This window comes from Pseudoalteromonas sp. A22, assembly GCF_018141345.1.
Lineage (GTDB): Bacteria > Pseudomonadota > Gammaproteobacteria > Enterobacterales > Alteromonadaceae > Pseudoalteromonas > Pseudoalteromonas maricaloris.
The window spans coordinates 2,246,755-2,269,895 of the sequence record NZ_CP047238.1; the positions used below are offsets into that span (position 1 = coordinate 2,246,755).

23 protein-coding genes are annotated in these 23,141 nt (G+C 42.4%); 11 read left to right on the plus strand and 12 right to left on the minus strand.

Features of this window, described 5'->3' with window-relative positions:
* The first annotated feature begins 80 nt into the window (after positions 1-80).
* The 6 genes from GSF04_RS14795 (at position 81) to GSF04_RS14820 (ending at position 6,077) form a co-directional block, all read left to right on the plus strand.
* Positions 81-749, plus strand: a complete 669-nt coding sequence (locus GSF04_RS14795) for a pseudouridine synthase (RefSeq protein ID WP_211857659.1) — start codon at positions 81-83, stop codon at positions 747-749.
* Positions 750-863: 114 nt separating this feature from the next.
* Positions 864-1,964 (plus strand): tRNA 2-thiouridine(34) synthase MnmA, encoded by a 1,101-nt coding sequence (gene mnmA / locus GSF04_RS14800; protein ID WP_010379287.1) that lies wholly within the window; start codon positions 864-866, stop codon positions 1,962-1,964.
* Complete coding sequence (gene hflD, locus GSF04_RS14805; RefSeq protein WP_211857660.1) at positions 1,964-2,566, plus strand: high frequency lysogenization protein HflD; 603 nt, start codon at positions 1,964-1,966, stop codon at positions 2,564-2,566. The genes mnmA and hflD overlap by 1 nt, the downstream gene beginning before the upstream one ends.
* A 273-nt stretch (positions 2,567-2,839) precedes the next feature.
* Complete coding sequence (purB, locus tag GSF04_RS14810) at positions 2,840-4,210, plus strand: adenylosuccinate lyase (protein ID WP_039497692.1); 1,371 nt, start codon at positions 2,840-2,842, stop codon at positions 4,208-4,210.
* Positions 4,211-4,297: 87 nt separating this feature from the next.
* Positions 4,298-5,485, plus strand: coding sequence for a cupin domain-containing protein (locus GSF04_RS14815; RefSeq protein WP_211857661.1), 1,188 nt, complete (start codon positions 4,298-4,300; stop codon positions 5,483-5,485).
* 133 nt (positions 5,486-5,618) lie between these two features.
* Positions 5,619-6,077 carry a GNAT family N-acetyltransferase gene (locus GSF04_RS14820; RefSeq protein WP_069022474.1) on the plus strand — a complete coding sequence of 153 codons (459 nt, stop codon included), beginning with the start codon at positions 5,619-5,621 and terminating at the stop codon, positions 6,075-6,077.
* Here GSF04_RS14820 and GSF04_RS14825 read toward each other — a convergent pair.
* A complete protein-coding gene (locus GSF04_RS14825; RefSeq protein ID WP_017219474.1) occupies positions 6,061-6,510 on the minus strand; it encodes a DUF4826 family protein in 450 nt (149 codons plus the stop codon). The genes GSF04_RS14820 and GSF04_RS14825 overlap by 17 nt on opposite strands.
* A 289-nt stretch (positions 6,511-6,799) precedes the next feature.
* On the opposite strand from GSF04_RS14825, the gene GSF04_RS14830 reads away from it, so the two are divergent.
* From GSF04_RS14830 to GSF04_RS14850, 5 genes are all read left to right on the plus strand, one after another.
* Positions 6,800-7,558: a MipA/OmpV family protein gene (locus tag GSF04_RS14830; RefSeq protein WP_052258383.1), complete on the plus strand. Its 759-nt coding sequence runs from the start codon at positions 6,800-6,802 to the stop codon at positions 7,556-7,558.
* Positions 7,548-8,621, plus strand: a complete 1,074-nt coding sequence (locus tag GSF04_RS14835; RefSeq protein ID WP_211857662.1) for an efflux RND transporter periplasmic adaptor subunit — start codon at positions 7,548-7,550, stop codon at positions 8,619-8,621. The genes GSF04_RS14830 and GSF04_RS14835 overlap by 11 nt, the downstream gene beginning before the upstream one ends.
* Positions 8,622-8,725: 104 nt before the next feature.
* The gene (locus GSF04_RS14840) at positions 8,726-11,791 is read left to right on the plus strand and encodes an efflux RND transporter permease subunit (protein ID WP_211857663.1); all 3,066 of its coding nucleotides are present in this window, start codon (positions 8,726-8,728) and stop codon (positions 11,789-11,791) included.
* A complete protein-coding gene (locus GSF04_RS14845) occupies positions 11,788-12,453 on the plus strand; it encodes a response regulator transcription factor (RefSeq protein ID WP_211857664.1) in 666 nt (221 codons plus the stop codon). Before GSF04_RS14840 ends, GSF04_RS14845 begins: the two co-directional genes overlap by 4 nt.
* On the plus strand, positions 12,450-13,802 hold the full coding sequence (locus tag GSF04_RS14850; RefSeq protein WP_211857666.1) for an ATP-binding protein: 1,353 nt from the start codon (positions 12,450-12,452) through the stop codon (positions 13,800-13,802). Before GSF04_RS14845 ends, GSF04_RS14850 begins: the two co-directional genes overlap by 4 nt.
* A gap of 62 nt (positions 13,803-13,864) precedes the next feature.
* Here the strand turns inward: GSF04_RS14850 and GSF04_RS14855 are convergent, their stop codons facing one another.
* The 11 genes from GSF04_RS14855 to GSF04_RS14905 form a co-directional block, all read right to left on the minus strand.
* Entirely contained in the window at positions 13,865-14,380 is a 516-nt protein-coding gene (locus GSF04_RS14855) for a hypothetical protein (RefSeq protein WP_211857669.1), read from the minus strand.
* 63 nt (positions 14,381-14,443) lie between these two features.
* The gene (locus GSF04_RS14860; protein ID WP_211857671.1) at positions 14,444-15,466 is read right to left on the minus strand and encodes a biotin/lipoyl-containing protein; all 1,023 of its coding nucleotides are present in this window, start codon (positions 15,464-15,466) and stop codon (positions 14,444-14,446) included.
* A gap of 125 nt (positions 15,467-15,591) precedes the next feature.
* Positions 15,592-16,542 carry an ATP-binding protein gene (locus tag GSF04_RS14865; protein WP_211857673.1) on the minus strand — a complete coding sequence of 317 codons (951 nt, stop codon included), beginning with the start codon at positions 16,540-16,542 and terminating at the stop codon, positions 15,592-15,594.
* 4 nt (positions 16,543-16,546) lie between these two features.
* Complete coding sequence (locus GSF04_RS14870) at positions 16,547-17,086, minus strand: heme NO-binding domain-containing protein (protein ID WP_039497675.1); 540 nt, start codon at positions 17,084-17,086, stop codon at positions 16,547-16,549.
* 130 nt (positions 17,087-17,216) lie between these two features.
* Positions 17,217-18,614: a hypothetical protein gene (locus GSF04_RS14875; protein WP_211857675.1), complete on the minus strand. Its 1,398-nt coding sequence runs from the start codon at positions 18,612-18,614 to the stop codon at positions 17,217-17,219.
* Between the two features lie 100 nt (positions 18,615-18,714).
* Complete coding sequence (locus GSF04_RS14880) at positions 18,715-19,011, minus strand: DUF1330 domain-containing protein (protein ID WP_039497670.1); 297 nt, start codon at positions 19,009-19,011, stop codon at positions 18,715-18,717.
* Between the two features lie 29 nt (positions 19,012-19,040).
* On the minus strand, positions 19,041-19,430 hold the full coding sequence (locus GSF04_RS14885; RefSeq protein WP_039497668.1) for a VOC family protein: 390 nt from the start codon (positions 19,428-19,430) through the stop codon (positions 19,041-19,043).
* 118 nt (positions 19,431-19,548) lie between these two features.
* Positions 19,549-20,310: an SDR family oxidoreductase gene (locus GSF04_RS14890; protein ID WP_211857677.1), complete on the minus strand. Its 762-nt coding sequence runs from the start codon at positions 20,308-20,310 to the stop codon at positions 19,549-19,551.
* 6 nt (positions 20,311-20,316) lie between these two features.
* Positions 20,317-21,204: a 3-hydroxyisobutyrate dehydrogenase gene (gene mmsB / locus GSF04_RS14895; protein ID WP_010604932.1), complete on the minus strand. Its 888-nt coding sequence runs from the start codon at positions 21,202-21,204 to the stop codon at positions 20,317-20,319.
* A 12-nt stretch (positions 21,205-21,216) separates the two neighbouring features.
* The gene (locus tag GSF04_RS14900; RefSeq protein ID WP_211857679.1) at positions 21,217-22,356 is read right to left on the minus strand and encodes an enoyl-CoA hydratase/isomerase family protein; all 1,140 of its coding nucleotides are present in this window, start codon (positions 22,354-22,356) and stop codon (positions 21,217-21,219) included.
* On the minus strand, positions 22,356-23,132 hold the full coding sequence (locus GSF04_RS14905; RefSeq protein WP_130164219.1) for an enoyl-CoA hydratase: 777 nt from the start codon (positions 23,130-23,132) through the stop codon (positions 22,356-22,358). Before GSF04_RS14905 ends, GSF04_RS14900 begins: the two co-directional genes overlap by 1 nt.
* Positions 23,133-23,141 lie beyond the last annotated feature (9 nt).

Below are 23,141 nucleotides of genomic sequence, written 5' to 3' on the forward strand. Positions count from 1 at the left end.
GGTCGCTTTTTTGCTTTCAGGCGACACTCGTGAGCAATTACGCTAAAATGCCATTTTTCGTGAACCTTAGGAATGTGGCGATGAACACAAGTAGTAGAGCCCGCACAAATAACAAAAGAAAATCACATGCTAACAAGCCCGCATTCTCTAGACACACCACAACGCGGAAAAAGCCAATAACTAACCGGCAGTCAAAACCCGCCCTACCGCCAGAGCAAGTAAAAGTCGTTCTATTTAATAAGCCTTTTGATGTTTTGTGTCAGTTTACTGATGATCAAAATCGTCAAACATTGGCTGATTTTATTGATATCAAAGATGTGTATGCAGCAGGTCGCTTGGATAGAGATAGTGAGGGACTATTGCTACTGACCAACTGCGGTAAATTACAAAACACCCTGACTTCTCCTAAAAAATCGACCTATAAAACCTACTGGGTTCAGGTCGAAGGAGAGCCAAGTAGCGAAAGCCTAAATGCGCTTAGAAACGGTGTAGAACTAAAAGATGGTCCAACTTTACCTGCCAAAGTAGAAGTAATAACTGAGCCCAATGTTTGGCCACGTAACCCGCCGATTAGAGAACGCAAAAATATCCCGACAACCTGGCTTTCTATTTCCATCAAAGAAGGACGTAATAGACAAGTTCGTCGTATGACGGCGCATATTGGTCATCCCACGCTTAGACTTATTCGCGCACAAATAGGCAAATATAGTCTGGGCGATCTTAAAAACGGTGAATATCGAGTGCTTTAGCATTTCCTACTAGGACTTTTCTCCTGCGCTTGAACGCCTCACGGACGTGCAATTTAAAGAGATTTGAGTATAATAAGCGCTTTCTATCTGAGCATTAAGATTAATAGCGAAATTATGAGCGATAATAGTCACATTAAAGTCATTGTCGGAATGTCCGGCGGTGTAGATTCTTCTGTATCTGCCTACCTTTTAAAACAACAAGGCTATCAAGTTGAAGGCCTGTTTATGAAGAACTGGGAAGAAGATGACAATGATGAGTATTGTGCAGCAGCTGAAGATCTAAAAGATGCTCAGGCAGTGTGTGATAAGTTAGGTATTGAGCTACACACCGTAAACTTTGCTGCTGAATACTGGGACAATGTGTTTGAACACTTCCTTGAAGAATACAAGGCTGGCCGTACACCAAACCCAGACATCATGTGCAACAAAGAAATCAAATTTAAAGCATTTTTACAATTTGCAGCAGAAGCGTTGGGCGCGGACTATATCGCAACTGGCCACTATGTTCGTCGCGCGGAGCGTGACGGTAAATTCGTTATGCTTCGTGGAGATGACGAGAACAAAGATCAAAGCTACTTCCTTTACACATTGAGCCATGAACATATTGCACAAACACTCTTCCCTGTCGGTGAAATTGAAAAGCCAGAAGTGCGTAAAATTGCAGAAGATCAAGGCTTAATCACGCACGATAAAAAAGATTCAACCGGGATCTGCTTTATCGGCGAGCGCAAATTTAAAGACTTCCTTGCCAAATTTTTGCCCGCGCAGCCTGGTGTGATTGAAGATTGTGAAGGTAATCATGTTGGTGAGCATGAAGGCTTGATGTACCACACGCTAGGTCAACGTAAGGGCCTATTAATTGGTGGTTCAAAAGAAGGCAACGGCGAACCTTGGTATGTGGTCGATAAAGATATCGAACGTAATGTACTGGTTGTTGGTCAAGGTAAAAACCACCCTCGCCTGTTCAGCAACGGTTTAAACGCAAATCAACTACATTGGGTCGACCGCGTAGGTCCGCAAGGTACAACTCGCTGCACGGTAAAAACACGTTATCGCCAAACCGACATCCCTTGTACGTTATTAGTTGGCCAAGATGGTATGGCACGTGTGCTATTCGATGAGCCACAAAAAGCCGTAACTCCCGGACAATCTGCGGTATTCTACGCAAATGACGTGTGCCTTGGCGGCGGTATTATTGAGTCGGTGATTAAATAATGCAAAACCAATACGTAATGCCTCTGGCGGCAATGTGTCAGATCAGTAAACTGGTACAAAAATGTGCGCGTTACGGCACCTTCAATGAAAACGAAGTTGAGAGCTTTTTAAAAAGCATTATTAACACTTCTCCTGAACGCCCAGAGGACGTTTACCCAGACAAATTTGCCATCAAAACAGGCTGTCGAACGCTAATTGAGCAGCTTTCGGCTGGCGGCGAAAAAGACGTTGAAATGGTTAAGTATGTTGGCGCGATGATGCAATTAGAGCGAGTGCTAAGTAACGATAGCAAATCTCTTGATTTATTAGCACAAAAAATTCAGCAAGTTGAGCGCCAGTTATTACACTTTGATATCTGTGAAAGCCAAGTTGTTGCCGCACTTGCCGACATTTACGGTCAAGTGATAAGCCCTCTTGGTCCTAAGATCCAAGTATTCGGTAAGCCTGAGTTATTAAAACAAACAGCAACACAACAAAAAATTCGGGCGCTATTACTTGCGGGGATCCGTAGTGCAGTACTGTGGCGCCAACTCGGCGGTAAACGTCGTCATTTCTTTTTTGCGAAAAAGAAAATCATTACTGCTGCAAAAAGTTATATGTAATACCAATTTGTCTTAATTCTTGCTCAATTTGAAGGAGCAAGTCTGACGCTAACAGCGTTAAAAATTTTTTATTTAGAACACTAAATAGCAAAATTTTGCCTTGCCTAGATGGATGTAGGTACCTTGGCGTGAGCAGGATGCGGAAGCGGTGTTATCGACTAGATTTTATCGCCTCAAAGTAGACCACTTAATTAATCAAGTTGGTATAAAATTCGTAGTGGTTCTAATACCACTATCTAAGTATCGTTAAAAAACAAATAGTTAGGAGTTATTATGGAGCTTTCAGCGTTAACCGCTATCTCTCCTGTGGATGGTCGCTATGGTAGCAAGACCAAAGAACTGAGAAGCATCTTCAGTGAATTTGGCTTGATCAAATACCGCGTCATCGTAGAAGTTCGTTGGCTACAAGCGCTAGCGAGCAGCGACGCCATTAAAGAAGTACCTGCTTTCAGCGATGAAGCCAACGCACTTCTTGATAGCATCGTTGAAAACTTCAGCGAAGCAGACGCAGCACGCGTAAAAGAGATAGAGCGCACCACTAACCACGACGTTAAAGCTGTAGAATACCTTCTTAAAGAAAAAGTAGCTGACAATGCCGAGCTAAATGCCGTCAATGAATTTATTCATTTTGCATGTACCTCTGAGGACATCAACAACCTTTCTCATGGCCTAATGCTAACTGAAGCGCGTGACACGGTATTACTGCCATACTGTGATGAGCTACTGAGCGCAATCAAAGACAAAGCGGTTGAGTATAAGTCAATTCCAATGATGACTCGTACACACGGCCAACCAGCTTCACCATCAACCATGGGTAAAGAGTTTGCAAACGTATATGTTCGTCTGCAACGTCAACGCCAGCAAATCGCTAACGTACAAATGCTTGGTAAAATCAATGGTGCCGTTGGTAACTACAATGCTCACCTAAGCGCTTACCCAGATTACGATTGGCATGCACACAGTGAACGTTTTGTATCAAGCCTAGGTTTGACTTGGAACCCATTCACAACGCAAATCGAACCGCATGACTATATCGCTGAGCTATTCGATGCGATTGCACGCTTCAATACTATCTTAATTGACTTTGACCGTGACGTTTGGGGTTATATCGCGCTAAACCACTTCAAGCAAAAAACCATTGCTGGTGAGATTGGTTCTTCAACAATGCCTCATAAAGTTAACCCTATCGACTTTGAAAACTCTGAAGGTAACCTTGGCATTGCTAACGCTATCTTTGCGCATCTTGCACAAAAGCTACCAGTCTCACGCTGGCAACGTGACCTAACTGACTCAACGGTTCTACGTAACTTAGGTGTTGGTATGGGTTATGCGCTTATCGCGTATCAAGCAACGCTTAAAGGCGTTAGCAAGTTAGAGGTTAATGCTGAGCGTTTACTTGCTGAGCTTGATGATAACTGGGAACTACTTGCAGAGCCAATCCAAACGGTAATGCGCAAGTACGGTATCGAAAAGCCATATGAAAAGCTAAAAGATCTTACTCGTGGTAAACGCGTAAACAAAGAAATCATGGCTGACTTCATCGATAACCTAGACTTGCCAAATGAAGTAAAAGCACAAATGAAAGAAATGACGCCAGCAAACTATATCGGTCGTGCTGAAGCGTTCATTGACGAACTAAACTAAGTATAAAGCGACACCAGCTTTTTACTACTTGGTATAGAATAAGCGAAAGAGTGCACTCTTTCGCTTTTTTATTACTGGAATTTCCCTATGTATCAACTGCAAATTAATGACCTTACCTTCGAACAATTTCTTGCCCAGTATTGGCAAAAGAAGCCATTACTCATCAAACAAGGATTCCGAGACTTTGAAGACCCAATTGAGCCAGAAGAACTTGCCGGCCTTGCAACTGAAGAATGCATAGAATCTCGAATAGTTACTAATCACAATGATAACTGGGAAGCCCATCACGGCCCTTTTGAACAATTTGATTTACTCACCGATAGCAACAGCACCCTATTGGTTCAAGCCGTTGATCACTGGCACCCACAAGCCGCACAATTAATAGAAGCGTTTAGATTCATACCAAATTGGCGTATAGACGATTTGATGATCAGCTTTTCGACGCCTGGTGGCGGCGTTGGCCCACACTTAGATCAATATGATGTCTTTATAATTCAAGGACAAGGTAAACGTCATTGGCGAGTTGGCAAACAGGACAACAGCCTAAAGCAATTTGCGCGCAACAAGAGCCTATTACAAGTAGAGCAATTCGAAGCAGTCATTGATGCAGTCCTTGAACCAGGTGATATCTTATATATTCCACCGGCTTGTCCTCACGAAGGTTACGCAGTCGAGGATGCTTTAAACTACTCAGTTGGCTTTAGAGCGCCTGATCAAAAAGACTTGCTGTCTAGCTTTGCTGATCACGTTATTGATATGGAAGCTGGTAAACGCCGTTTTAGCGACCCAGAATTACAACTTAGAGCGTCTATTGGCGAAGTAACCTGCGACGACCAACAGCAGATAAAGTCTCTGCTCAATGCTTTAATTGAAGATAAGGCACTATACAGTCAATGGCTTGGAAAAACACTCAGCGAACCAAAACATGAGATGGATCTCGCACCATTAGACCCCATAATTGATCCTCTGGAGCTTCTCGAGATCGCCAAAGATAACCCATTGATTTATCGCGCTGGTGGAGTACGTGCTATTTACCAAATCTGTGACGATCATATTTTGTTCAGTGTTAATGGTGAAAACTATGAATTAGACCATCATTGTTTAGATGCCGTAAAGCAGCTAAGCGATCATGTTGTGTTTGAGTTTAATGCAATAATTCCTGCATTAAATAGTTTGGAATTTAAACAAACGTTAACTAAACTGATTAATGATGGGACCTACTTCGTTGAAGACAGTGATCCAGCCGATGCTGACTTCGATGAGGGCTGGGAGTAGAGCCTGTTAGAACAAGATAGCCGCGTTCACAAAAACAACAATATGCCGCGAACGCCTTGATCTTCAAGGTTTTCGCAAGCTCTAGCTTGTCGCTAAACAGGGAATGCAGGTGCAATCTGTAGATGGGGGCAGTATGAGTTATAGGATCAGTAAAGTAACTTGGCAAACCAAAAAATTGGAGCTCAAAGCGATACGCGAACGCGTATTTGTGTATGAACTTCACATTCCTAAAGAAGTTGAATTTGATCAGCAGGATATCACTGCTGAGCACCTAATCATTATTGACGAATTCGATGGGCCAGTTGGCACAGGACGACTGTGTGAAGACGGCTTGTTAAGCCGTATCGCGATATTCAAATCTCACCGTAATCGAGAAGCTTATGCCTCATTGATTGGGGGACTTGTTGACTTGGCAAAAGACAAAGGCTTTGAAGATGTTTTTATCCAATGCATTTTGGATGAAGTGCCCGAATTTTTACAATCAGGATTTTCTACACATGGTCACGTATTTATGGAAGCAGGCATTCCAAGACAACGCTTGAAATGCCCTATCCAATCACTCAAGATGGATCCGTTTACGATGCTTCATTAGCCCAAAGTTCGTCTTTAGCGAAAAGGTCATATAGACCGTGAGCTCGGTTTACTAGTAGATTAGCAAACTGGGCTTGTGTTTTTTCTACTGGCTTTGCAGACATAATTTCTTCCGCTTTCATCTGCCAATGGAATGAAAAATAGCGCAGTGCTTCACGAGCTGTAGCGGCTGCTGATGCCTCAATATGATCCGTTGGTAGATTACCTGTGATCACCCAATACTTTTTGCCGTTTTGACCTTTGATTTTCCAAAGCGCAACCAATGGTTCAATGTAGCGACATTCTTTTTCAATAATACTCTGCGGTAACACCCCTTTATCCGCGAGATGTTTTTGTGCAGCTTGTACGCAGCTACGCTGCCATTGTATTGATCTTTGCTGCTGTTGTTCTGGTGTTAACGCCTCTTGCTGCGGTTGGTTTTGTTCTTCACTCATTGTTCGCCCTTTTATTCTTTTTAGATTACCGAATAGCATTTTACTTTATCGTTATTTACGCAGTGCGTTTCATAGCAAATTATCCAGCAAATCGGTTTTGATTCTTATACACCAAGCACTCAAACGCTTGCGAAGTTACCTGATACTAAGCTTTTGCAGTCATAACGGCAATACGAACGAAGGAATTTTGAGTTTATATGATTAATTACTGAGCTGTAAGTTTCGAGAAAGTTTCTTTTTCTATTCTAGCCACATCAACATGATTACTTAAACTCAAGGAATACTGACTATGGCTAGATTACTATTAACGATCACTACTTCTCTTTCATTCTTTTGTTGTTCGTCAGCGTTTGCTGAACAGCAGCCCCAATCAGAAGCGCTAAAATGGGGGATCGGCGGCGCTATTATTGCTCAGGACCAAGGTTATATAGATATTGGAAATGAAACAGAGTTTGTACCGGCCATCGCCATACAATATGGCGACTTCAACCTACTAGGGCCAAGAGCAACCTATAAACTATATCAAGCCGAACAATTTGAAATCAGTGTGGGTGCTCAATTACGGTTAGATGGATTCGAGGCAGCTGATAGCAAGTTCTTTACTGGCATGGAAGACAGAGATATGAGTTTCGATGCTGGATTTGAAGCAGAATATGATACTAGCTTTGGTGAATTTGGATTCGAGTTTATGCATGACGTGAGTAGTACACACGAAGGCTATGAAGCCAGCGTAAGCTATGGTGTACCATTTAGATTTGCTGACGGCAGAGTATACCCGTATATCGCTGCGAACTTTCAAAGTGAAGACCTTGTTGATTATTACTATGGTGTCAGAGTAAACGAAGCATTAAGTTCTCGACCCTATTACCTTGGTGAATCCAGCACTGCACTCGAAGTCGGTATTCAAAGCGATTGGTTTTTTGGTAAACATCATATGCTTAAAGCTGATGTTAGTTACACCAGTTACGGTGATGAAATAAAAGATTCTCCCCTTATCGATGCCTCTGGCAACGTACAAGTTTTGCTTGGGTATGTGTATGTTTTTTAGATTAGCAATAATAACGATCACCTTAACGCTTCAGGGCTGCGGTGATCCTTCAAACCTAGAGACTACTGCAGAAAAACGCTCAACGACGCTTATTTCAGTACCTGTAGAGTTAGCTACAACTATTCCGACGAAGCATTTTTATAGTCGAATTACAGGCAGTGATGTTGTCTATGTTGCTTCCCTGTCACAAGGGAGAATTGAGTCTTTATATGCCTACTCAGGTCAATTAGTTAAAAAAGGAGACGTGCTAGCGTCACTCTATTCTCCAAGACTTAGCGCCCAGCTGCGTGAAAAACAAGCGTTACTAGCCAGTTCTAAACGTACTGAGCAAAAGACACAGATTGATTTCGACCGAGCTAAAAAGCTCTTTACGGAGAAGCTTATAGCAAATTCTGCGCTTGAGTCCGCAAGGCTTGCGTTTAATATTGCAACCCAGCAAGTCCAAGCAGCACAAGCTCAGGTTGAAGAGGCAAAAAATGCACTGAATGAGAACAAAATATTCGCTCGAAAGGAAGGTATCGTCACCAATATTTACGCTCGTTCAGGTGATGTTGTCTCTGCGGGACAGCCAATTTTCCAACTCCAGACATTATCTACGCTAAAGGCTGAATTTCAGCTCCCTGAACAAGAATTTATTGCTTTACAACTTAACCAAACCGTTCGCATAGCCATTCCTTCGCTAAGCAAAAGCCTAAGCGGTAAAATTATAGAGAAAGGTTTACCCTCTAATGCCGTTGGTAAGCTTTTTAAACTTATCGTCGATTTGGAAGTGAGTGACTCTGAACTAGTTGGCCTGCATAGTCGTCTTGAGCTCCCTATCACCAATACACCACTCTATAAAGTGCCAAGCAACGCAATCCACTATGATGCCTTGGGGCAAGCCTATGTGCTGGTTACTGAACCCAAGGTCCAAAGACGCGATGTGACTATTTTTGACAATGATGATAACCAAGTCATAGTCACAGCACCAAAACTGATGGGTAAAAACGTACTCATCACATCGGAGGCTAAGTTAAATTTTAACTTGGCGCTACTGGAAGGTGAGTCTCATGAACAAAAGTAGAAGCTTATTAGTCCTATTCTCGCACTTTGTATTTAACCGACTTCAGCAGCGCTTATTTACAAGCATTACTGGCAGACCTATCAATAGGTTACAGGAGGAAGTTCATGGATAAGCTTCTCCCATCTAATTATCTCACTCCACGTCTAGTACTCGGGCTAACTCTGCTGCTTGTATTCACAGGTATTGTAGGCTGGTTTAAAGCAAAAAGTCAGGAGGACCCCAGCTTCCCCTATCGAAATGGCTTTATTCAAATTGTAAATCCAAGTGCTAGTGTCACTCAACTCAATGATGTCGTTGTTAAGCCACTTGAGCGACGTTTAGCAAAAATTGATGAGATTAATACCATACACGCACGGATAAAAGCTGGAAGTGCTGTTATCGATATTGAGCTTAAAGAGCAAGTGTATAATACCGCTTTAGTTTGGCAACGCATCAAAGATGATGTAGCACCACTGGGGGCAAGCTTAGTTGATAGCCAATTCTATGTAATAGATCGAGCACAAGATACTCAAGGGATAGTCTTAACCGTGCGCACGGGAAAAGGATTAACAGCAGATAGAAAGCTCGCCCTCGAAGTACGCGATGAGCTTGAGTATCTCGACGTTGTGAGAAGTGCCTCGCTAGTAGGCGACCCCGGGCTTGAATTGGCAATTTCCTATTCTCAAGAGCGAATGCTCGCTTTTGGCCTCTCGCCAGCAGAGATTGCAAAACAGCTACGGGATGCCAATCAGCAAGATAGCCTTGGCGTATTGTCGCAAAATCTAAGTGCGCTATCGCTATTGCCTGTCAATCACCTGCGTAACGACGCTCAGTTAAAAGACGTACAAATAACAACACCTGACGGGTCAAAAATCCCACTCAGCACTATCGCTGATATTGGCTACCGGACTGCCCCAGCTTCAAGCGAGCAATTTTGGAAAAATGGTCAACGAGTCATCGGTATTGCATTATCTCTACCGCCCAACCAGCATAATATCGCTGATGCTGGAAATACTATTAAACAAGCTATCGCCGACATTAATGCACGATTTACAGATGCTCCCATTAAAATTGAGATTTTCCAGCCCGACTGGTCTCAAAAACGCCGTGAAGGATTAGTAAATTCTCTAATTCAAAGCTGTGTCGCTATTTGCGTTGTTTTATTACTATTTCTTTCGGTACAAAGTGCGATTGTTATCAGTTTAACCCTACCCGCTATCGTGTTTTCGTCACTTGCGTTATTTATTACTTTCGATGGCGTTATTCACCAAATGACCATTGCTGGCTTGGTACTCTCATTGGGCTTGATGGTTGATAATTGCATTATCGTAGCTGAGCGCCTGAGTTATTTACGCAGCAAAGGGTTTACGATGAGATCTGCCTTGACGCACTCTGTGAACGAATTGAAAAAACCGCTTGCGGCGGCAACAATGACTACTATCGCAGCATTCGTTCCCATGCTATTGGCAAAAGGCAGTGTCGCTGATTTCATTGCTACTATTCCAGTGCTCGTTATCATCTGCATCTCATTGAGTTATGTTGCAACACTACTACTGCTTCCTGTACTGTTTGTTTATTTCCCTATTTCCATCCCTTGGCTAGTAAGGTGGCAGGAAACCGTTACTCAGAAACTTTCAACATTTGGCTATCAGCTAGCTCATAAAACATTACAACATCCCGTATACACGATTGTGGCCGCTACTGCCATGCTATGCACTTTACTTTCGCTACCCAATGCCAACGGCAAGTTCTTCCCAAATGCTAACCGCAATCAGATTTATATCGACGTCCAATTGCCGTTAGCTAGCCACATAGAAGCAACAACCAAGACAGCAAATCAAATCGCCGAGTATGCCCTTCAGTATCCTGAAGTCAGCAAAGCGATGGTATTTAGCGGCTTTTCAGGTCCAAGGTTCTACTATAACCTTGCACAAAAACCAAATGAATCCCATATTGCTCGAGTTGTATTAACGTTGCAGGATGATGTTAACCCGCCTGAATTTTCGCGCTTCATCGATAGTAATTTAAACAAGCAATTTCCTGAAATCTTAATCAACGCCCGTGAGCTCGGGCAAGGGCCTCCTATTGAGAGCCCGATTGAGTTGAGGTTGAGTGGCAATGACCGCAATGCTCTATTCGCAAGCGCTGAAGCTATGCTTATGCACCTCAGACAGCACCCTAAAATCACTTCCCCATATCGTAATTATAGTTTGGGCGCTCCTACCATTAACTTAGAAGCTCAGCAACTTACCTTATCAGCCTTGGGTTTAGCACGCAGCGATATTGCCGAATATATAGCATGGCGTAGCTCTGGACTAAAAGTAACAACTCTTGATTATAATTTCGAACCGATAGATTTGATGATTGTTGACACTACTTCTAATCAAAGTAGTACTGATATTTTAAATACTCAAATCATGCTACCCAACCAATTAAGCATCCCCCTATTTGCGGTCTTGAATGCCGAGGTTATTGGCACACCACCATTTATTGAAAGGCGCGATGGCAAGTTTGTAATGTCTATAAAAGCAGATGTCGCTATGGGAAGTGACGAAGAAGAAATCCTCGAAGCGTTACATCCGACCTTCCTAAAAATCGCGCAGCAACATCAAGTGACGTTAATGTTTGGCGGGGAATTGGAAGAATCAGAACAGGCTAATGGCGCTTTACTACAAACACTTCCTTTTGGAGTCGCATTGTTATTTGGGGCATTAATGTTGCAGTTTAATTCATATCGTTTAGCAATATTGGTGATGCTAACTATTCCCCTCGGCGTTGTAGGAGCGCCAGCTATGTTATCTATCGTCGGAGTACCCTTTGGCTTTATGTCAATATTAGGTGTGCTCGCGCTTATGGGTATTGTAGTGAACAGCGCAATTTTGCTGATTGAGCATACTCTTGAACATTTAAATCAAGGCACAGAGCTATCGCAGGCAATTTGTTTATCGGTACAAACGCGTCTTCGTCCTGTTATAGTAACTACATTAACAACCATAGTTGGCATGTTGCCGCTAACTTCCAGTGCAAGCCCTTTGTGGCCACCATTAGCCTTTGCAGTAATTGGAGGTTTGCTGACTTCAACTTTGCTTACGATGCTGATATTGCCGCTTATACTGAAGTTTTTACTATCAAGTAAACGTTTTCAAAAACCACAACTAGAAACAGAAAATAAGGAAATATTAATTCAATGAGAGTGCTAATCACTGAAGATAATCAGCAGCTTGCGACATTTATACAGCAAGCAATTACTCAAGATGGTCACGCCGCTGATATTGCTGCAACTGCTGCACAAAATGAACAGTTAATGCAAAGCTGGCAGTATGATGCCCTCATACTAGATTTAGGCTTGCCAGATAAAGATGGTTTAGAGGTTATTCGCTCAATTCGAAAACAACAAAATGGATTACCAATTTTGATCCTCACCGCGCGTGGCAGTGTCGATGATCGCATCAAAGGGCTTGATTTGGGTGCAGATGACTACCTGAATAAACCCTTCGCGATTGACGAGCTTAAGGCAAGACTTCGAGCATTGCTGCGTCGCCCGAGTACCTACACCGGAAACCTATTATCACATAACAATCTTGCTGTTGATACAAAGGCACGTCGTGTCACCGTTGGCTGTGAAAATTTAGCGATGGGGAAAACGGAAGTTGCCATTTTAGAATATATGATCCGAAATGCAGGTTTAACCGTGGGCAAAGATGCACTTTACGATGCTATCTATGCCATGGGTTTCGAAGTAACGGATAATGCAATCCAAGTTGCAGTGCACAGGATCCGCAAAAAACTAGAATCGTCCAATGCACAAACAACTATCAATACACTGCGCGGTATAGGATATATTTTGACATGAAGCAACTTTCTCTCGCGAAAAAGATATTTCTGCATTTTTTTATTATTGGATCTGCAGTATTCAGCTTGATTGGTGTTAGTTTATATTTATTTTCCACAAATTATGCCAATCTTGCTGTTGAGCAAAGCATGGTTGGTATGAGTGAAGACATTCAAGAGCAACTCTACTTTGATAATACGAATAAGTTAATATATCAATCTGACAGCGTGGCCGAGAAATGGGGCTATGATGCTTTGTACAATAACCTCGTGTTTCGCGTCACACACGCACAAACTGGTACTGTTTTGCTGCAGTCTACGACCAATGAGAGTAGTTCCTCGGCGTTGCAAGCATTGATTGATACTAAAGATATCCCCCTTGGATATTCTCACCTTAATGGTATTGATCGTTATCGCATCGAAACCAACATTGACACCGTCCCGGTGTTCGTCGATTTGGGCAGAAATGATCTTATTGGCGAGCTTGCCAATGAAGCGGTCATGCCCGTACTGAGCCAAGTCTCTATTTTTATCATCAGCGCGGCATTTTTAGTGTTTATGGTTGTTGGATATCTGTCTATTCGCTCTATTGTTCGGCCCGTGAAAAGCGTTGCGGGGCAACTACAAAGGATAAGGCCTGAACAACTCAATTTTAGGCTAAGTGAGCAAGGTCTCCCTGTTGAAATAGTTCCCATTGTGCATTCGTTGAATCAAGCGATGGCAAGAGTCGAAACAGGTTTTGATGAACAAAAGCGATTTGTTGCTAACGCAGCCCATGAGTTAAAAACCCCGCTTGCAATTCTCAATACCCGTGTTGAACTCGCCCAGTTAGATAAACACACCCACTCTGGTATTTTGGCGGATGTAAGTTATATGACACGTGTTGTACAGCAATTGTTAGACCTGTCTCGTGCACAGAGCCTTAACGCTTACGAAAAGCATTCGCTCAGTATTGTACCGTTAGCAAAAGAAGCCTGTATGATGCTGGCGCCATTATCTGTCACCATGGATAAACAGCTAGAACTGGAAATTGATGATACTGGAGAAATAATTACAGGCGATCAGTCCTCCATTCATATCATGATAAAGAATCTCATCGAAAATGCCCTACGCCACAGTACTGAGCAAGCTCAGATTAAGGTAAAGGCCTCTGGAAAATGTATCGAAGTTATGGATAGCGGCCCTGGGATCGATATCCAAAATTATGAAAAAATCTTCGAGCGTTTTTGGCGCAAAGAGCAGTCATCAATGACTGGCAGTGGTCTTGGTCTCGCTATTGTAAAAGAGGTAGTCGATTTACATCACGCCACATTAGATGTTACATGTCAAAATTATATGGGTGGTGCGACCTTTTGTGTCACATTTAAATGACCACCTCCAAACAGCGCCGTATTTATTGTCAGAAATTTTAATCGGTAGATTGAAACCTCAAATCAATAACCAAAGAAAACCAAAGCTTTGTGGTTTTGAACTGCTGTATCGAAAATGAAGTTCACCGTTTCTATATAGGAAGTTTCGTTAGTATATGGCTCGTCACTACCAAGAAAAACCTGTCGACCCGACTTTAATTCTTCAAGAGGGACACTGTAGAATTCAGGCCAATCATCATTTTTGGGGATAGGAATAAATGCTTTATGATTAGATGGCGTCACATCTTCCATTATGTCTAGAAAGTCATCATGGCGAACCATCTCACCAAATTCTTGGCACAGCATTTCATATAGATAACCGTAAATAAAGTTGTCTTCGTCGTCCTCATCTGTACTCGTTCCATTTATAATATTCGCCATGCAAGCGGCATATCCCTTAACATCCAGCTCTTCTTCTTGCTCTGCAATTTCATCTCGATATTTGGATAAAAACCTATCCAAAAATTGCTGATCTTTACTTCCCCACACCGCTTTTACTTTTTCTGCATCAACTTGATATGCAATGACATTATAACTCATTAAAAATCTCCTTTTTGAGTAAAATAGCTGGTTAACTTCTTTGCAGCTGCTACAAGCGCGAATCTATACCAGCAAAAAATAACCTGCCAGCGCAATAACGATTACACTGGCGGCAAACGTAAACACTTTGCCAGAGCTAGCACCTCCTTCTTGACTGTCTTTGCTACAATCTTCTCTTACATGGGCAATCACTGCAGACTCTGATCGTAAAACCGTTGAAGCTGGACCAACATGGTCATTTGTTAAATCAACATAGCTATCGCCAGTTTGAGTACTAAGAGAGGGAGATTCATTTTTAAGCTGTGTGTCAATAACCGTGCTATCGGTTGCTTCGACTGTAGCTATGTCTTTATGCGCTTCTAAACTATCACATGTAGCCTGATGAGAAGGCCTATTAAGCTCGACCAGCGTAGAAGGTTCATTATCCAAAGCTGGATCTAACAATACTTGAGCTATTAAGGTATCAGTATTATCTTCTTTCGATTCAGGAAGTGTAGTCTCAGGCGCAATATACTCGGGGTGATACAAAGTGACGATCGTTTCACCTGCAACGACTGCTTGCTCAAGCTTTTTGATAAAATCGCACACTACGCCATCATTGGGAGCACAAACTTCAAGGATGGCCTTGTCAGTATAAACATCACAAAGCCTATCGCCACAAGCAACCATATCTCCTTCTTTAACATAGATTTCAATAACCGTTGCACTCTCGACAAAATCGGGTAATACATCGATCTGCACGTCAATATTGCCTTTTCCTTTCAACTCGTGGTCAGTAGTGATGTCTTCATTACTGAGCAGCTGATGAACTCTCTTCGATTCAAGTGCAACTAAGTGGTTTAATTCTGGATCCGGAGTGATTGACATAATAAGCGCATCAGTTTTCAAAACATCGCCTTCGCTCACCACTATTTTACCGATACGGCTGGCTTCTGGCGCTCGTAGCTCCAATACGACCTTACTCGTTTCGATATCACATAAGACTTGATCTTTTGCAACTTGATGTCCTTCAGCTACATAGAGTGTTGCAATTTTTGCAGTATCTATTAACTCAGGCAACACGGGTACTTTCATTTCAATCGTCATAATTTCCCTATTACGTTTAAGTATCCAATTAAAAGATGAGGCTCAAAACCTCAGATGAAAATCACTGATAATATGTCTAATTTAGTCGATTAACGTATTACAAAGTGGGGACAGGTGCAAGCTTCTCACTGCTCCAAAGGAAAGGAAATAGTAAACTGACTACCCACTCCTTCTTGACTCTGAACATCTATTTTCCCTTTGTGCTCTTTTACAATCGCATGAGTAACGGCAAGTCCCATGCCTGTACCTTCGCCGACAGGCTTAGTCGTAAAGAAAGGATCGAACAATCTAGGAAGCACATCAGCATCAATTCCAATTCCGTTGTCGCTAACGCTTAAGATAATATCTTGATCGTTACCCGGTGCGAGTAGCACTTCTATTGATTTATGCGATTTATGGCTCATGTCTACCGCATATTTAGCATTCACCAGCAGATTGATGATAGCTTGTTTTAGCGCTCCCACCTTGCAAAAGATAGTTGGCACATCTTCGACCGCGACGGTTAGCTCGTATCCCTTAAGTTGCCCATGAAGTAAACGAAGTGTGTCTTCAACAATAGACTTTAGAGACGCCCTACCGAAACTATCGTTATTGGAGCGGGAGAAATTCATTAAATCGTTTACTATGGTTTTAATTCGCTCGCAGCCATGCAGCGTGTCATGAACGAGATCCGGCAAATCATTCGTAATTTCGTCAATACGTTGCCTTAAATATATATCAATAAGGCGAGCTTCCAATTGTTCTCCTCTCAATTCATTTCGCTCAAGTAATTTTACTGTCTCAAGCAACTGCAAGATTGGCGAGATATAGTAATTAAGTGACTCAAGGTTCCCCGCCACATATGCCAGCGGGTTATTTAATTCATGTGCAACGCCTGCAGATAGTGTCCCTAACGTCGCCATACGTTCGTTGTTTATTAATACAGCTTGTTGATTCTTAAGCTGCGCTAATTGACGTTCAAGTGTTTGGTTAGCCAAATATAACGCACGCGTTTTCTCTTCAAGTAATGACTCGACTTCATCACGTGCACGACGCTCTCTTAGATACGCCTTTTTATAGTCGTTATATTCAGACATCGAATTAATCCAAATGCAGAATGAGTACGCAATGTTTAGCGCCGCTGTGCATGCACTGTGGATGTTCAATTTTTAGTTTGCGACTGTAAAATTGGGCGGCACCATAAAGTAGCCCTTCCGCACAAAAACACAATTTACGATTCGAGCAATACTCTAATACGATAGTTTTGTCATCTTTCACTATCGCCGCAATAGAGGGGAGATTCGGCTCATCGTAGAGCTTTTTTACCTCCATGTGTATCACGCTATCGATAGATAAAACCAACTCTTCAAACGACGCAAATTTTGACGAGATACCTTTGTGCTTTTCCGCCAAAAATCCAAATAACGACTGCCCGAAAATGGCCAATACATCTGTCAATGGCTTATTCAATTTGTCAGCAACGCCTTGTGCTAACGCAAATAGCTCTGCATCTGGGTAGGATGTAGGGGAAACATAGACCCTTCCCTCGGGTGCATGTGCTTCGAGTAACTCATCCCAAGCTTGCATGCCAATCGCTTCTACAACTAATTCTTCTAAACCTCTAAATATCACGCCGCGCATTAAACTCTCCCTTAACAAAGTTGCTGCGTTATATAGTCAAGACTCACCTCGAAACAAGCCTTTGAATTAACAAGCTTGTTTCGTTCTTAATTAAGTGTAGAACAATATTTGGGATGTAATAGATCTTTCTCTATTCAGCTGTAGAAGTTTGTTCGTCAAGTTTAATTGTATCGAGTTCAATTCTTTCAAGCATAGACATATTGAGAAAGTTATCTAGTTCCTCATTATGCGCAAATACCTTTTCTTTTATGCCTTGATAGTAGTCATTTACAATTCCAGATAAATTGCGCTCCATCCAAGTTTCAACAGAGTCTGAGCGTTTAAACGCATCGGGGTTTTCTTCAACATCTTCTAAAATAGATAGCCACATATTGAGCTCAGCTCGCACAGGCATACCTTCTGACTGCTCCATTACGTCATTCATCCAACCGAGTCCCTGATTTTCATAGGCTTTTATCAGCTGATTGTATAACCTACTTTTTTCGTTATCGTCAGCTGGTGCACCTTTAAATTTAACGTATTCTCGATTGTCAGTTCTAAAGTATTCTGTATTCTCATTTTCGTAATTGAGTTTGCTCAATCTTGCGAACAGGTTATTCGGCTCCCGCGTATCCACTTCGTTTAACATTTCTATAAAAGTAGTTCGGTCATTTGCCTTAACCAAAGTTGCCATATCTAATATGCCACGACTCGTATCAAAATCAGAATTTGCTAAATGCGCGTTCAGATCTAAAAGATCACCGTCTGAGAATTTGTTATCAATGACAAATTTTGCATAGTCATTTAATAATTGGTTGTTCATGTCACCATACGCGTTTACATCTTCAAAAAAGCCTAAACCTCTTACATTTAAATCGAAATCAGCATGGCCGTCTTTATCAAGCAGATAAGCTGGTAAATTTGGTTCAGCGAAGACTTTATTGTCAGCTTGCTCCATCAGCTTAGACATGGTCTTCACCGTATCTTGTAATACCTCATCTGACATATTGCTAAGCTTATTTATTAGCTTGGTAGAATAATCATCCTTTTTTTGATCCAGTAAGTTGATAGTCAACGACTCGACAATAAAATCGGTGAGCTGTCCAAGCTCTTCATCAGTTAATCTGTTAGCAACATCAAGAAGTGCTTCAGTTGGTTTAAAGTGGGAAAACTTTATTTTTTGTTCTTCGTCCAAACGATCGAAAATAGCTAGAAATTCGTCAATTTTCTCTCTTCCTTCAAAATCACCATAGGTATCTTTATAAATATGGCCATTTTCATCCGTCCCCATATGCTCTCGATGAATCCCATAGCGCTTAAGCCCAATCATGCTGAGGTCTAGGTTGAGAAAAAATTCTTTACTGTATGTGACTGGTGATTGTGTGTAAGAAAAATCAATAGTTAATTCATTGTCTGAACTAGGTAATTGATTGGGCTCATCGTCGGCCCTATTTGTCGCAACTTCTCTGACCTTTTCATGTAGTTTTTCTGACGATGTTGAGTTTACAACATTGCCGTTATTCATTTGATATGGTGGTCTTATATTCATAACCTATATCCTTGTTACAAATTCAATTTACCGCGGAGTTATTAAACGTTATCGACCCACATAGAATAAACTTTACCCAATTTTGCTCCTTGTTTTAGCCTTACCTAATGTAGCTCGCCAAAATATCAAACCCACTGACGCTATCTTCAAAGTATCGCGCCTTTATCTCTACATATTCAGCATCACTGAAGAAGGACTCCATTGAAGCTTGATCAGGAAAATATATGGTAAAAAGTCGATTAGCTTGGCACCGTCCCTCTGTTAGCAAGGTTTCTGCAATATGAAAATCGTTACTAAATCCACCACCATATTGTCTTAAGATTGGCTTCATCGCCTCACGATATTTGGCATATCGCTCGCTGTTATGAATTTCCATCGCCACTAACATCTCATACATAATTTAGCCCTTTTAAAGTAGTTATCATCTTAACATTGCTCATAAAGCTCCAGCGGCAAACCATCAGGGTCGCTGAAAAAGGTAAACCGTTTGCCTGTATATTCATCTATTCGAACAGGCTCTACAGCAACTTGATTCTGCACGAGGTGTGCAATACAAGCATCAATATCCGATACGCTAAATGCTAAATGTCTCAGTCCTTGCGCCTCTGGATGTGAGGGTCGTTTTGGAGGATTTGGAAACGAAAACAACTCAATCTGGCTCCCATCAGGCAGCGCAAGATCTAATTTATAGGACGCTCTATCTTTTCGATAGTTCTCACGGAGTACGTGCAACCCAAGTACTTCGGTATAAAATACCTTTGATCTTTGGTAGTCAGAACAAATAACAGCAACGTGATGTATTCCAGATAACTTCAAGCACTTCTCCTCAAGCATTTAGGGTCTTTTAAATAAAAAAGCGGCAATATGCATTGCCGCTTCACACACTCAAGTAGGAACTTGGACTACACGTTGTAAAACCAAGCCTATTTTTTCATTACAGGCGAATGCCGCCGTCAATCTCAACGACACGTCCCGTAAAGAAATCATTTTCAATGATATATTTTGCTGTATGGGCAATTTCTTGCGCTTCACCCAGACGCCCTATCGGCTTCATTTTCACTAGGCGCTCTTTGGCTTCAGGCTTCATTGCATCCGTCATTTTTGTACGGATCACACCTGGTGCAATTGCGCCCACGCGAATACCAAAACGACCTAATTCTTTAGCCCAACTAGTAGTCATCGCAACGACACCAGACTTTGCCGCTGAATAATTGGTTTGTCCCATATTACCAGCGCGCGCAACGCTCGACATATTAATGATCACGCCACCGTTACCCGCTTCGACCATTTTGACAGCAGCTTCGCGGCCGCACAGGAAAACACCTGTGAGATTGACATCAATAACGGATTGAAATTGCGAAAGCGACATTTTATCGATGACTTGCCCATCTTTTGCTTTGAGTAGCAAACCGTCACGCAAAATACCCGCATTATTTATTAATACCGAAATATCACCGAAGTCATTTACGATGGCATTAAACACATTTTCGACGTCTGATTCTTGACTAACATTAGCGACATACGTGTTAACTTGCGTACCTAATTGAGCAAGTTCGTGCTTCGCTTCTGCTAAAACGTCTTCTTGCATATCAATCAGGGCAAGTTTTGCCCCATGCTTTGCCATTTCAGTCGCCATAGCAAGACCTAAGCCTTGCGCACCACCGGTGATCACAACTGTTTTATTGTTAATATCCATAGTGTCCTATTTCTCTGAATAAAGCTTAAAAATCGCACTAAAGTCTTCACTGCCTTTGCCTTGATTTTGCATCAAGTTATACAGATTCTTCGCTAGCGCCCCCATGGGCGTCGCAGAATTCGTTTGCTGCGCAGATTGCATCGCAAGGCCAAGATCTTTAGCCATTAAATCAACCATAAAGCCCGGCTTATAACCGTTCGAAGAAGGCACATTTTCTAGTACATCAGGACATGGGTTGTATAGCTCGAGCGTCCAGTTACGACCAGAGCTGTTTAGCATAATTTCGCTCAATACCTTAGGATCTAAGCCATGATCTACACCCATTTGCAGCGCTTCACTTGTGCCTGCCATAAGTATTGATAACAGCATATTGTTACATATCTTAGCAACTTGTCCGGCACCAATATCTCCAGCATGGAAGATATTCTTACCCATATTGGTCAGTACCACATGCGCACGTTCAAAGTCTGCTTTATTACCGCCGACAATAAAAGTTAAGGTACCGGCCGCTGCACCTGCCACACCGCCAGACACGGGCGCATCGACAAATGAAATACCCGATTCTGCCAACTTGTTGCCAACAAACTGAGCTGATTCAGCATCAATGGTCGAGCAATCAATTACTTGTGTGTTTTTACTAAGGTAATTAATTAATCCGTCATCGCCGGTATACACTGCTCGAACATGTTTGCCTGCAGGCAGCATACTGATCACATAATCGGCTTCGCGACATACATCGCTCACAACCGTCGCTTTCGTCGCGCCACTTGCTTCAAGCGTCGCAACGGCTTCAGGGTTCAAATCGAATACACATACTTGGTGGCCAGCCTTTAATAGGTTAATGGCCATTGGACCACCCATATTACCTAAGCCGATAAATCCTACTTGTGCCATTTAAGTCACTCCTTATAAGTCACGCAATGGGTGATCGTTTTCATCCCAGCGAGGTGCAAAAAAGCGTTCTACCGCGTCGTCTATAACTTCGGCGACAGATTTAAATCGCCAATTTGGCTTGCCATCTTTATCAATAAGCAACGCACGAACACCTTCTTGAAACTCACCAAACTCGCCAGCCGTTACCGACATTCCTAATTCCTGCTTAAAACAGTCTCTTAGTGTTTTGCCTGCACTTCTAGTGAGCTGAGCTTTAACCAATGCAGCACTTAATGGTGAACCATGCTTTAATGCAGCCTGTGCCTTGCTTAGCCATTTGTTGTCAGTGCTATCCAACGCCAAAATAAACTCAACCTGCTCTGATAAAGTATCTTTCTCATCAAGCGCTTCGAACACTTTGATAAGCGGTTTAATTTCGCTTTTTGGCGGCGCATGAGACGCTTCATCTAGTGACAACAGCAACTGAGTAAGCTTTTCATGATTTAATACATTGGTTTTGCCCCAGTTCACTTCAACTAGGTTTTGTAACAGTAAGCTCAGCTTTTCTGAGTCCATAAAATGGTCGGCGAGCCCAACCAGCTTGGCATCCGCAGCGTTAATGTTTGCAGCAGTGAGACCCAAGAATAGTCCAACGCCCTTTGGCATCTTATTGAGGAAATAGCTCCCACCCACATCAGGGTATAAACCAATGGTGATTTCCGGCATCGCGATGCGCGACGTTTCGGTCATCACTTTATGGCTTGCGCCAGCCGTTAAGCCCAATCCACCACCCATGATGATGCCATTACCCCATAGTAGGATTGGCTTATCATAGTTATGGATTTGATAATCTAACCGGTACTCTTCACTGAAAAAGGTTTCGATTAATGCGTTACTCGTATCAGACGACATTTCGCGATATAAACTCACGACATCGCCGCCGGCACAAAACGCCTTCTCTCCAGCACCTTTTAGCATAACCATTGCTATTTGTGGGTCGTTTGCCCAAGCGTCTAGTTGTGGCGCGAGCAAACGGATCATATCGAGGTTTAAGGCATTTAACGCTTTTGGTACATTTAATGTCGCCAGCGCTATTTTCATCCCGTTATGGCACGTTGCCTGTTCGAATATAACCGGCGCCTCTTCGTGATTTATTAGCTCAAATTCAATCATTAGCCATTTACCCAATTCGCTTTACGCTTCTCTAAAAACGCGTTTACGCCTTCTTTTTGATCTTGCGTATCGAATAGTGTTACGAAAAGTTCGCGTTCAAGTGGCAATGCGCTATTGATAGTGCCAGTGCGGCCTTTTTGAATGAGAGCCTTACAAGCCGTGACCGCAACTGGACTTTGATCTTCTACTTTCTTAGCAAGTTCGAGCGCAGCTTCCAGTGCTTTACCCTGCTCGACCACTTCTTCAACTAAGCCAATTTGCTGTGCTTTATCAGCTTTTAAGCGCTCACCGCATAAAATCATACGTTTTGCCCAGCCTTCACCCACAAGCCAAGACAAGTTTTGTGTGCCGCCAGCACAAGGTAACAACCCTACTTTCGCCTCAGGGAGTGCCATTTGTGCTTGAACTTCGGCAATGCGGATATCGCATGCTAGTGCTACTTCTAAACCGCCACCCATTGCAAAACCATTGATAGCAGCAATTGATACGCCTCTAAAGTCGCTGAGTGTTTCGAACGCTTCGCCAAATACTCGAGACATATCCGCAGCGACTCCTTTGTCGCCGTCGGCAAATACGTTTAGATCTGCACCTGCTGAAAAGAACTTTTCACCTTCGCCAGTGATCACTAACGAATAGATTTCTTTATCTGCATTCAATTCGATTACTAGATTTTTAAGTGCAATTAGTGTGTCTTTTGTCCACGTATTCGCGGGTGGATTTGACATAGTAACAACGGCAGTATGGCCTTGTTTTTCGAGTTTTAATTGTGCAGTCATGATACTCTC